Origin of the sequence: Paenibacillus sp. RC67 (assembly GCF_030020805.1) — a bacterium.
Classification (GTDB): domain Bacteria; phylum Bacillota; class Bacilli; order Paenibacillales; family NBRC-103111; genus Paenibacillus_S.
In genome coordinates, this window is the sequence record NZ_CP125098.1 from 3,070,104 (window position 1) to 3,082,173 (window position 12,070).

8 protein-coding genes and 1 pseudogene are annotated in these 12,070 nt (G+C 45.8%); all 9 read left to right on the forward strand.

Annotated elements, in window-relative coordinates; translation table 11 throughout:
* Positions 1–242: 242 nt before the first annotated feature.
* The 9 genes and pseudogenes from QMA13_RS14075 (at position 243) to QMA13_RS14115 (ending at position 12,044) form a co-directional block, all read left to right on the forward strand.
* The gene (locus QMA13_RS14075; protein WP_282942134.1) at positions 243–2,162 is read left to right on the forward strand and encodes an endonuclease MutS2; all 1,920 of its coding nucleotides are present in this window, start codon (positions 243–245) and stop codon (positions 2,160–2,162) included.
* A gap of 108 nt (positions 2,163–2,270) precedes the next feature.
* Positions 2,271–2,801: a DUF2179 domain-containing protein gene (locus tag QMA13_RS14080; protein ID WP_282942135.1), complete on the forward strand. Its 531-nt coding sequence runs from the start codon at positions 2,271–2,273 to the stop codon at positions 2,799–2,801.
* 101 nt (positions 2,802–2,902) lie between these two features.
* Positions 2,903–4,111: an ABC transporter ATP-binding protein gene (locus tag QMA13_RS14085; protein ID WP_282942136.1), complete on the forward strand. Its 1,209-nt coding sequence runs from the start codon at positions 2,903–2,905 to the stop codon at positions 4,109–4,111.
* Positions 4,111–4,791, forward strand: coding sequence for an ABC transporter permease (locus QMA13_RS14090; protein ID WP_282943395.1), 681 nt, complete (start codon positions 4,111–4,113; stop codon positions 4,789–4,791). The genes QMA13_RS14085 and QMA13_RS14090 overlap by 1 nt, the downstream gene beginning before the upstream one ends.
* Entirely contained in the window at positions 4,788–5,684 is an 897-nt protein-coding gene (locus QMA13_RS14095; protein ID WP_282942137.1) for a glycine betaine ABC transporter substrate-binding protein, read from the forward strand. The genes QMA13_RS14090 and QMA13_RS14095 overlap by 4 nt, the downstream gene beginning before the upstream one ends.
* A 19-nt stretch (positions 5,685–5,703) precedes the next feature.
* Positions 5,704–6,340, forward strand: a pseudogene (locus QMA13_RS14100) (ABC transporter permease).
* A 508-nt stretch (positions 6,341–6,848) separates the two neighbouring features.
* Entirely contained in the window at positions 6,849–8,219 is a 1,371-nt protein-coding gene (locus QMA13_RS14105; RefSeq protein WP_282942138.1) for a DUF1254 domain-containing protein, read from the forward strand.
* 124 nt (positions 8,220–8,343) lie between these two features.
* Positions 8,344–10,833, forward strand: a complete 2,490-nt coding sequence (locus QMA13_RS14110) for a WG repeat-containing protein (protein WP_282942139.1) — start codon at positions 8,344–8,346, stop codon at positions 10,831–10,833.
* Between the two features lie 302 nt (positions 10,834–11,135).
* Positions 11,136–12,044, forward strand: coding sequence for an NAD(P)/FAD-dependent oxidoreductase (locus QMA13_RS14115; protein WP_282942140.1), 909 nt, complete (start codon positions 11,136–11,138; stop codon positions 12,042–12,044).
* Positions 12,045–12,070: the final 26 nt, after the last annotated feature.

Sequence of the window (12,070 nt, forward strand, 5' to 3'; positions counted from 1 at the left end):
AACGCATTTTTATTTGTTGTGGGATCTTTACAAGACCTCGGAATTAGTTAAGAACAACGGATATCATACGATGCCTTACGGGAACTCCTATTATTGAGCCCCTATCCGTGCTGTTTTTTGGTGCGGATTTTTTGTGTTTAGGGTTGAAGTAATAGAGGGAGTTTCGAAATAAGAGCGGAGAATGACTATGTTCATTCTGCGCTCTTTTTGCTTTTTATTTTAAATCTAAGGAGCGATTGATCATGAAAGAACAAACCCTGCAGCGTTTGGAGTTTAACCGGATTAAAGAAGCAATAAGTCAATACGCCGTCTCTTATATGGGGAAGAAACATGTAGAGCAAATGGTCCCTATGACCCGTATGAAAGTGATCCGTATAAAGCTGGACGAAACCGCGGAAGCAAAAGGTTTGCTTCAGTTCGGCGCAAGTATCCCGATCCCTTCCCTGGAGGGAATTGAACCCGTTATCAGCTTGCTAGGCACAGGATATGTACTGAGTGAAAAAGAATTTTCGCATGTGTATCAATTTCTAACCAGCTGTTCACAGCTAATCAAGTACATGGTAACCAAGCAGCAGGCTGCACCTATTGTGAGCTCTTACGCTGCATCGATCCATGAGTTGATTGCATTAAAAGAAGCTATATACAAAAGCATTCGCAGTGGAAGAGTCGTCGATTCGGCAAGCAAAGAGCTGATGAAGGTGCGCAAACGATTGGCTGTTTTTGAAGAGCGACTCAAAGCAAAGCTGGATTCCTTAATGAGCAAGCACAAAAGCATTTTGCAGGAAAATCTCCTCAGTTCAAGAAACGGACGCTATGTGCTGCCTATCAAAAAAGAACATCGCAAGATGGTAAAAGGCACTGTGCTGGATGAGTCGGCAAGCGGCCAAACGGTTTACATCGAGCCGGCGGATGTGATGCAGCTTCAAGCTGAGCTGTCTTCGTTAAGAGCAGAAGAGGCGCGAGAAGAATTGAAGGTGCTAAGCGATTTAACGGCTATGGCTGAAGAGTATTCACATGAGCTTGAGATCAATGTGGAAACCGTAGGAACATACGATTTTATATTCGCCAAGGCGAGGTATGCGATAGCTATTGGAGGAGCTAACGTGGAGCTGAACGAGAGTGGAATTATGGATTTTCATGAGGCAAGGCACCCGCTATTAGGTGGGAAGATGGTTCCGTTAGATTTTGTCATCGGACGGACGTTCCAGTCCTTAATCATTACAGGCCCGAATACGGGAGGTAAAACACTGGCTTTAAAAACCATCGGCTTACTCACTGTGATGGCTCAATCGGGCCTCCTTGTCCCGGTAGGGGAAGGAAGTATCATGTCAATTTTCTCCCATATTGCGGTTGATATCGGAGATGGACAAAGTATCGAGCATGCTTTAAGCACGTTTTCTGCTCATATCCGTAACATTAACGATATTCTCCAAATGGCAGATCGATCAACACTGGTACTGATTGATGAGATGGCGTCTGGCACAGATCCGGGAGAAGGAGTTGGATTGTCCGTAGCCATATTAGAGGAGCTCCATAGAAGAGGTACAACGGTTGTAGCAACAACCCATTTCAGTGAAATCAAAAAATTCGCTGAGGCTGCCCCTGGCTTTGAAAATGCCCGAATGGAATTCGATGCCGACTCGCTCCAACCCTTATACCGTCTAAGGATAGGGGAAGCTGGGCAGAGCTACGCATTCTTAATCGCATTAAAACTGGGAATTCCTGCAGGGATCATTCAACGCTCCAGGGATATTGCTGATAGTGGCTTCACATTTGATTATTCAGGGCAAACGATTCAACAAAGCTTGACGACTGTGAGCAGAACTGCGGATGAAAAAGAACCGAATGCCTCGCACCCCAAGACGGAGGGAGAATCGAAAAACTTCCAATTAGGGGACAGTGTGTACATTTCCTATATGGGGCGTACGGGTATTGTCTTTGAAATGGAGGATGCAAAAGGGAATGTCGGTATCATGGTTCAAAAGCAAAGGTTTAAGATTAATAAGAAGCGACTCACGCTTCATATCGAGAGTAAGGAGTTGTATCCGGAAAACTACGATCTGGATATCGTTCTGGAAACGAAGGAAAACCGGAAGAAACGTAAGCTCATGAATCGAAAATATGTTCAAGGGCTAACCATTGAAAAGAAAGTGGAGGAATAAGTGTAGGGAACTTCGGTTTCCCTGCATTTGGATAAGAGGAAGGAATAGGTTAGAATATAGACAGTCCAATCTAACCATACACTACATCATGTTAGGAGAGAGGCAGCTATGAATGCCCTAGAAACCATTATTACGATTGTGGTTATGAACGTTGTCTATGTATCTCTATTTACGATTCGAATCATTCTCGTTATGAAGGCTAGGAGGGTGCTTGCTTCTTTTATAAGCATGTTTGAGGTATTTGTGTATTTAATGGCACTTAACATCGTGCTGCAAAATATTAATGAACCCTTAAATCTTGCCGCATACTGTATCGGCTGGGGTGCAGGGGTCTGGCTCGGCATAAAGATTGACGAATGGATTGCTCTCGGTTATTCTATTCTGCAAATTGTGGTCAACTATGAGTCGACTCAACTTCCTTTAACTCTCAGAGATAAAGGCTTCGGTGTGACTAGCTGGATGGCGGAAGGAAGAGATGGTCCTCGATTGGTCATGCAGGTACTAACAAAGCGTAATCAGGAGAAGCGATTAATGCAGCTGATTCATGACCTCGCTCCCAAAGCGTTCGTTATTTCCTATGAGCCTCGGACATTCCGCGGCGGATTTTGGACTAAACGCTTGAAAGACCTCCGGGAGTGAGGTCTTTTTTTTATAGCATCTAAGGGTTTGACAGAAGCTCCTCACGTTTCAATTTAGGGAAAATAGGGTAAACCTATACAATGTGAAGGAGTGAACAGCGGATGATTCATTTTGAAAATGTGAAGAAAAGATATGATGATGGTTATGTTGCGCTAAAGAACATTAATCTTGAATTTAAAGAAGGGGAATTAACCGTCTTAATCGGACCGAGCGGGTGCGGGAAGACAACACTCATGAAGCTGATTAATCGATTGAACAATCCGAGTGAGGGCAAAGTGCTGATAAGAGGAAAAGATATTTCGACCATTGATCCCGTGGAGCTGCGTCGAAGCATTGGCTATGTGATTCAGAACATAGGCTTGTTTCCGCATATGACCATAGCGGCTAATGTAGCTGTAGTGCCCCGTTTGCTTCATTGGGATAAGGCTCGAATAGATAGCAGAGTGGATGAGCTGCTTCGTTTGGTTAATCTAGAACCGGAGACCTACCGTAACCGCTATCCGGCTGAGCTTAGTGGAGGGCAGCAGCAGCGTATCGGGATCATTCGGGCGCTTGCGGCGAACCCGGATATTATTTTGCTTGACGAGCCCTTCAGTGCGTTGGACCCGATCAGCCGTGAGCAGCTGCAAGAAGAGCTTGTTCGCCTACAGCAGGAATTGAAGCAAACGATTGTGTTCGTTACGCATGATATGGATGAGGCTTTGAAAATAGCCGACACGATAGTATTGATGAAGGACGGGGAAGTCGTTCAGCAAGGACGTCCGGAGCATATTCTGCGTCACCCTGCCAATGATTTCGTCAAAAACTTCATCGGTGAGAAAAGGCTCCAAACCGAAATCCCTGGTGAAACCATCCTTGTAGATGAAGTGATGACGGAGAATGCGGTCATTGCCTATCCGACTCGAGGTATGGCGGAAGCGACCAAGTTGATGGAGAAACGCAGGGTCGATTCCTTGATCATCGTGGATCGTAATCGGGTATTGCTTGGCTATGCAACGATTTTCCGGGTAATGGACCGATATCGGGAAGAGAATGCAACCTTAGCTGACGTGATGAAGCCTTTTGAGCATGTCGTCGAATCCGGCACACCTCTTATGACGGCGATAACGCTCATGAATGAGCTGAGTCTGCCCTACGTTCCGGTTATTCGTGGCGGCAAATTTTTGGGCTTGATTACAAAAGGAAGTATTGTTCGTCATCTTGCAGAATTGTACTCACCTACCGAGAGTGACAGCGAGACGGAGTCGGCTGAGGAACTGCCAGTTGTTGAGGCTGGACAGGATGCCGAGAAGGAGGAGGAACGTGTATGATGAGCACCTACTTCGAATTTTTGGCAAGCCGTCAGGCCGATATTTTCCAGGCTTTGAAGGAACATTTGATGATCTCATTTGTTTCGGTACTGCTTGGAGCCATTATTGCTATTCCAATTGGCATTCTATTAGCAGGAAATCGGATATCTTGGTTGAACAGTCTTGTGTTTGTTATTGCTAACATTTTGCAGACGATACCGAGTCTCGCACTGCTTGCGGTTTTGATACCACTGCTTGGCGTAGGTCGCACGCCTGCCATCTTTGCCTTATTTCTGTATTCGTTGATGCCGATACTACGGAATACGTTTGCCGGATTTCAATCGGTCGATCCGAATTTACTGGAAGCGGCAAGGGGGATGGGGTATAACAAAACACAGAGTCTGCTTCAAATTCAGCTGCCGCTGGCGTTTCCCTACATTATGTCAGGGATTCGCGTAACGACTGTTTATATTATAAGCTGGGCAACGCTAGCTACCTTAATTGGTGCCGGCGGACTTGGACAATTGATTTTTGCCGGGATGGGTACCAATAAGAAGGAGCTTATTTTTACAGGGGCTATTTTGGCTGTCATACTGGCACTTGTTACTGATTTTATTCTAAGTCTCGCCGAAAAATGGGTTACCTCGAGCGCTAATCCTGCAGCCAGCCGTTCCAAAGCTGTGAAGGGGGGAACCCGATGAATAGGATAAAGCGTGCAGCTCTGCTGCTATTGCTGGGCACAGCGTTATCTGCTGTATTGTCCGGCTGTGGCGATCAAGACAAAATCATCATCGCGACCCAGACCTACTCCGAGCCGAAAATATTGGCCCAGATGCATAAGCTGTTAATCGAAAGTCGTACGAACCTTAAAGTCGACGTATTGCCGGATTTGGCATCGAGTACGGTTGTTGTGCAGGCTATGAAAAACAATGATGTGCAGATGGCGGTTCTGTATACAGGTATGATTTTTGACAACTATTTTCCTGTACAACCGACCAAAGACCGAGCCAGCGTGCTGCAGCAGGCAAGGGAAGGCTTCGATAAAAACTATGGTGTTCATTGGTTCGACCCTTATGGGTTTGAGAATACGTACGCATTTACAGTCCGTGAGGAATTGGCCGCGGAGAATCATTGGGAGAAGATTACAGATGTAGCTCCTAAGGCTGAAAGTATGACACTTGGCGTGGATACGACTTGGCTGGAGCGACAAAGTGATGGATATCCTGCTTTCCGTAAGCATTACGGAATTACCTTCGGTAAAACACTGCCTATGGAAGTGGCATTAGTCTATAAAGCGGTGGCAAGTAAGAACGTGGATATCGTTCTGGCGTACTCGACGGATCCGCGAATTAAAGAATACAACTTGAAGTCGCTTCAAGATGATAAGCAGTTCTTTCCTCCATATGATGCAGCACCGGTAGTCCGGAACGATGTATTGGCTAAACATCCGGAAGTGAATGACATCGTCAATATGCTCGCAGGCAAGATTGATGTCAAGACGATGATAGAGCTTAACTATGAGGTCGATGTGAATAAACGAAATGAAAGAAAAGTGGCTGAAGAATACTTGCATAAAGTCGGACTGTTGAAATAGACGAAAAAGAGGTGGTCGCATGGAATTGTTTTTCCGGTATGTGGGGGAGAATGCATCGTATTTGCTGGAGCTTGCGTACGAGCACATCTTGATGGTGCTATTCGGCTTGCTGCTTGCGCTGCTCATTGGGGTACCGCTTGGCGTTATCGCTGCTCGTGTACCAAGATTGGCTAACCCGATTCTCATTCTCGCGAATGTTATTCAAGTATTTCCAAGCATGGCCTTGCTCGTCCTGCTCATGATTGTGTTTGGACTTGGCTTCACATCCGTTGTGATCGGGCTGTTCTTATATTCACTGCTGCCGATTATACGTAATACGTATGTCGGTCTTACACAGGTGAACCCTGCGCTGATTGAAGCGGGACGGGGGGGTCGGGATGAGCGGAATGCAGCTCCTGTTTCGTGTACAGCTGCCGCTCGCCCTGCCTTTTATCTTTACTGGCATCCAAATTGCCGCCGTTATCGCTATCGGCGTTGCTACAATTGCTCCGCTTATCGGAGGGGAAGGATTGGGCAGGGAAATCTACGCGGGGATTAATATGGACAACCCTGCACGATTATATGCTGGTGCAATTCCAGCTGCGCTGCTTGCATTGCTTGCGGATTTTGTGCTAGGCAGATTGCAGAGTCGTATGAAATGGGGCGGAGCTTCGTAGCTTGTCAAGCCGTATAGCCAAACTAACAAGTCACTTCATCGCCTGAATCAGGATATGAAGTGACTTGTTTATCTTATATCGCTTCACGTGTATAGACGGATAGCATAGACTGAAGCGGTTCGCATGATTTCGGCATAGGTTGACAAATACCGGCTGGGTACAAAGTATTATTCAAGTACCGAAAGCCGCTGGTAAATAAGATCTCCTCTTTTGACAGAGCGGGAGGGTGGAGTTTATTACAACATAGGCAATAATACATATTCCTTCTCCTTTCGACATCTGTTACTAATTATAGACAAAATATATACTCAGCATGTGATTCTAATCACTTTTTTATAATTGATCATTGCATTTGATTCATTGCCGATCTCGTAATATGGCTTAGAAACTGCTGATAGATGGTTCTAGGCGGCTGCACCAAGAGCCCATGACTGCATACAATGTGAGGAATACACTCCGAAGGCCCGGCATGAAATGCGGTGAGGCTTAATGTTGAGGGAGGCACAGCATGATTTACCCTCTAATTGACAGTATGCTTTTGTATGCAAGGTTGGCATGGGACCAGCCAGACTACGAATCCCAGCAAGATTTGGAACGCGCGGCGGTGGATGCCTATATATACGGATTTCCATTGGTTCTTATGGATATCACCAAAAGAACCGGGGCGGTAGGCCTTGCCCAGAAAAATCGTTTTTACAATCAAAAGGTATTATCCACTCCCAAATTTACGCAAGTCATCAGACCGAATGTGGATACGCTCTATTCATCCGCTTGGCTTGACCTAACCGCCGGTCCGCTGCTTTTGCATGTTCCGAATACGAACAATCGTTATTATTTGCTGCCTATGTTAGATGCCTGGTCTAATGTGTTTGCTTCGGTAGGAGCACGAACGACTGGAACGAAAGAACAAATATTCGTTATTGTGGGACCGAATTGGCAAGGCAGTCTTCCCCCGAACATTCCTGTAATCCATGCCCCTACGAATACGGTTTGGATAACAGGAAGGACCCAAACGAACGGCCCTGAAGATTATCCGGCCGTACATGCAATCCAGCGCGAATATAGTCTCTCTCCATTGAAGCCATTAACTTCAACTCATTTGATGAGTGACCACGTTATTATTAGTCAGCATTCTCCTAAGGAATTGGTCGCATCTATGGATGCCGCCGCATTTTTCAATTTAATGATGTCCCTGATGTACAAGAACCCGCCGTATACCGCTATTCAAAGTCCTGATATGACAATGAAGCTTCAGGCGTTGGGGCTGGTGCCTAGCAGCACCTTTCAATTCAGCAGCTTGAATGAACCTGCACAGCAGGCCTTAACAAAAGCGATGACGGAAGGGCCTAGAGCTATTGAAGCAGAAGGGAAAAAAATATTTGCAGCTAATGAAACGAACGGTTGGACTATGCTGTTAAAGGATATTGGCAGTTATGGAACGAACTACATCCAACGGGCTGTTGTAGCCAATACTTTATTTGGCGCGAACATTCCGCAGGATGCCGTATATGCTTATAACTTTACAGATAGTAAAGGGAACAACTTAGACGGAAATAACCATTACATTATCCGATTCCTTCCAGGTCAGATGCCCCCCGCCCAAGCTTTTTGGTCGATTACGTTATATAACAGCGACGGCTTTTTAGTTAAAAACTCCATTCATCGGTATGCGATTAGCCCTCATTTAGGCAAGCTTCAGTACAATCGGGACGGTTCTCTTGATATTTACATTCAGCATAACAGTCCTGGAGCCGAGATTGAGTCCAATTGGCTACCAGCGCCTATGGGTCCTTTTAATCTGATGCTGCGGATCTATTGGCCCCAATCCAGCGTGCTTCATGGTCAGTGGCACCCGCCGGTAGTATCACGGAGCTTTTGAATGACAACATGACTCTTACATCCCGACTATCTTACAGGTAGGTCGGGATTTCGCTGTATAAGGGCATATCTGGCTTTTCCTTGCATACTATTAGGCATAAAAATGATGCAGAGGGAGGCTTACAATGAACGAAAATGAAAAGCTGGCAATGCATGTGACGGCTTTTTTGCCGCCCGGAGCCGAATTGGCCACTTTCCCTAATTCCGATAATATGACAGTGATCACTGCGGCGGATCTGGATGGGGATCAAGTACAAGAAATAGCAGCGGTTTATCGTTTGGATAATGAGCAGCACCTATTAATTTTGAAATATTTTGACTCGAATTGGGTAACGGCTGATGTAGAGGTGGTTCCCTCGCTGCCGATAGGAGTAATGATGGCGGTTCCTGTGATTGACAATAACCGGAACAGCTTGATTATCGGTTGGGAGGAAGAAGAGGCTGCATACCGTCTATCGGTTTACGATTGGACTCATAGCGGCTTGCGTGACGTCGTAGAAGGGGCTATCCATTTCTCCTTTATCGAAGCAGCAGATATTCCAGGACGCTCAGGATGGGACGGCTCAACGGAAATTGCGCTATGGATTCATGATGAGGCGGATGCGTATCGAGTGGACATCATGAAATGGGATGATGGAGATTTTGTAACGGTCGTTGACGAGCATCCTTTATATTACCAGAAAATTGTCAGGTATTATGATGGCTTGACTCGACAGCAACCGAATGTAGCGCTTTATTGGTATTACTTGGCTGATGCGCAGTTAAGAGCAGATATGCCCGATTGGGCGCTTTCGACGCTGCAGCAAATGTATCGGTCAGGACTAGCTTATCCAATGGAACAGCAGCTGCAGACGCTTCGACAGGAAATCGATGAGAGTCGGCAGCCGACTCGACGTTTCTTGCGGCGAATTAAGCTGTTTCCAGCCTCTATTAAAACGACGAATGGGACCCAATGGGGTTATATCGACAGTAAAGGGAATATGAAGCTTCAGCCTCACTATGATTACGCGTACGATTTTCAGAGCAATGGACTGGCACGCGTACAATCACATGGCCGTAGTGGTGTAATTAATGCTTCAGGTAATTTTGTTGTGAAGCCGATGTATGATTCAATCGAGGAGTTTAAAGAAGGCAGATCCGTTGTTATCGATAAACAAGGCTTCAAGCTAATGGATGAGTCCGGTCGTATTGTAACGAAGAAAGCGTACTCCTACATTACTTCACTAAGCAACGGCAGAGCTATGTTTACGAATACATCTTCCAATGGCAGCAGTACATATGGATACTTAGATGCGAACGGTAACGAAGTGATACCGGCTCAATTTGAATCGGCAGGAGATTTCACCAACCACAGGGCGGTTGTACAAATCAAGAAAAATGAGTACGCGCTTATTGGTCCAAATGGAGAAATTATTGCTCGTTACCCCTATGCCTTTGTTGGTGGGTTAGGTGACGGATTGCTTCCTTATCAGCAAGTGGAGAATGGCAAATTCGGGTATATAGACGAAGGAGGTGCCGTTGTCCTTGAACCTGCGTATACAGGAGCGCAGCCGTTCTTCGAAGGCAGAGCTGTTGTTAACACTGGAGAAAACTTTACAGCGCAATACGGAATCATTGATAAGCAGGGCCACTATGTCGTTAAACCGGAATATAACCAAATTGAGCAGATTGGGGAGCAGCGGGCATCGTTGGGAAAAGCGATTGATGCAAGCCAGCCTTTTATCGGCTCCATCTATGCTATTGCTGATCAGAATGGAAAAATTCTTACAGAATTCCGATTTTACGAAGTGAATCACTTTCATAAAAGCTTGGCATCAGTGTATGATGCTGAGCAAACCTATTTCATTAATCGTAGCGGGAATGCGGCACCTGGATATCCTAAGGTGAAAGGAAGCGGGACTCTAAGGCTCGAGGATTCGTTGATCCAGGCTAATGTTGATCGACGATTATCTTATTTAGATAAGTCAGGAAGAGTTATTTGGCATCAGAATACGACGATTCCATTAAGATTGACGTATAAGGTGAAAGAAGAGAAATATAAACCTAATAAAGATTACCTGATCTATTATCCACAGCTCGAAGGGATGCGGGATAGAGCAACCCAGCACCGTGTCAACGACAGATTGAAGGTCATGTCTCAAGTCAAGCCAATTCCGAGCCATCAGCAGCTGGGCTACAGCTTCGATGGTGATTTTGATATCAAGTTTTTTAAGAAAAATCTGTTGGTCATTGAGATTAATGGCTACAATTATCCGTTCGGGGCAGCCCACGGTATGCCATCCAAAGTTTATGCTCATGTGAATGTAGAGGACGGTCAGTTTTACGAGTTAAAAGATTTATTTAAGCCCGGCAGTCCTTACGTTAGAGTGCTTAGCGACATTGTAGCCAAACAAATTAAGGAGGACTCTCAATATTCCTATGTCTTCCCGGATACTTACAAAGGGATTAAGCCGGACCAGCCTTTTTATGTTACGGAGTATGCTCTTCATCTATATTTTGAGCCTTACGACATTGCTCCGTATGTGGCGGGATTTCCGACCTTTACGATTCCATTTACTCAAATTATGAATATGATCGATACCAATGGAGGCTTCTGGAACTCATTTCATCCATGATTAGCGACAGAGTGATTCACTCAATAGCAACGCAGATGAGGCATTGTCTGCGTTGTTTAGCATGGAACGATCTATCCCACCAATAAGAAAAAAGGATATTACTGGGTTGGATCGAAAGCTTAATGGAGAGTTACGTGCTTTGTTGAGTGAAAGAAGGTGAAGAGGATGCACATTGAGGTTACAACGGCAATCATACAAATCATTTCGTTTGCGATTATCTTCGTTGTTATTCTTCTGGTTGTGAAACTGTTCAGAAAATTAAAGTGACAGGTAGTATAACTGGAGTCGGAGGAGAGGATGTTATGCTCTATGATTGTGCCATAATTGGGGGAGGGCCAGCAGGGCTGAGTGCGGCGTTGGTGCTGGGGCGAGCGAGAAGAAATGTTATTGTGTACGACAGCAATAAGCCGCGGAACGCCGTGACTCAAGAATCTCACGGATTTCTGACAAGAGATGGGATCAAGCCAGCAGAATTTCGACGTATGGCTCAGTCGGATATCTCTAAATATCCATCAGTCCGTATACAGCAAGCTGAGGTTACGGTTATCAATAGGACGTATGCAGGATTTGAGGTTATTACCTCACAGGGGGAAAGAGTAGAAGCGCGCAAGCTGATTCTGGCAACGGGATTAAGGGAAGTGTTTCCAGAGATCACGGGCTTGAGCCAGTTTTATGGCAAGAGCTTGTTTAATTGCCCATATTGTGACGGATGGGAGCTTAGAGACAAACGATTGGTCCTTGTAGCGGAAGGACCGCATTTATTTCACGGCAGCAAGCTTATTAGCAATTGGAGTCGAGATCTACTCGTATGTACGAACGGACATCGCAGTCTGACGCCAGATCAGATTGCTCTTCTTGAACGTAAGGGAATGAAGGTTATGCAGCAGCCGATTGCTGCTTTTGAAGGAAAGAGCGGACAACTGGAGCAAGTAGTCTTTGCCAACGGCACAAGGGTTGTAAGAGAAGGGGGCTTCGTAACGCCGAAATGGGCTCATGCGGCGACTTTCGGTGAAAGGTTAGGATGCTTCACGAATGATATGGGCGGGATTGTCACTGATGGCTTCGGCCGAACGAATGTGAAGGATGTGTACGCCGCAGGGGACGCCTCAGTCGTCGCGCCATCGCAGTTGATCATAGCGGCAGCGGAAGGCAGCCGTGCGGCGATAGGATTGAACGGAGATTTGACCGATGAGTTATTTATGCAGTGGTAGCAAAATACAGATCATGCTAAGCGGGC

Bases quoted from the DNA above. Each gene is read 5' to 3' on its own strand.
- QMA13_RS14075 (WP_282942134.1), top strand. From the start codon at position 243: ATGAAAGAACAAACCCTGCAGCGTTTGGAGTTTAACCGGATTAAAGAA.
- QMA13_RS14080 (WP_282942135.1), top strand. From the start codon at position 2,271: ATGAATGCCCTAGAAACCATTATTACGATTGTGGTTATGAACGTTGTC.
- QMA13_RS14085 (WP_282942136.1), top strand. From the start codon at position 2,903: ATGATTCATTTTGAAAATGTGAAGAAAAGATATGATGATGGTTATGTT.
- QMA13_RS14090 (WP_282943395.1), top strand. From the start codon at position 4,111: ATGAGCACCTACTTCGAATTTTTGGCAAGCCGTCAGGCCGATATTTTC.
- QMA13_RS14095 (WP_282942137.1), top strand. From the start codon at position 4,788: ATGAATAGGATAAAGCGTGCAGCTCTGCTGCTATTGCTGGGCACAGCG.
- QMA13_RS14105 (WP_282942138.1), top strand. From the start codon at position 6,849: ATGATTTACCCTCTAATTGACAGTATGCTTTTGTATGCAAGGTTGGCA.
- QMA13_RS14110 (WP_282942139.1), top strand. From the start codon at position 8,344: ATGAACGAAAATGAAAAGCTGGCAATGCATGTGACGGCTTTTTTGCCG.
- QMA13_RS14115 (WP_282942140.1), top strand. From the start codon at position 11,136: ATGCTCTATGATTGTGCCATAATTGGGGGAGGGCCAGCAGGGCTGAGT.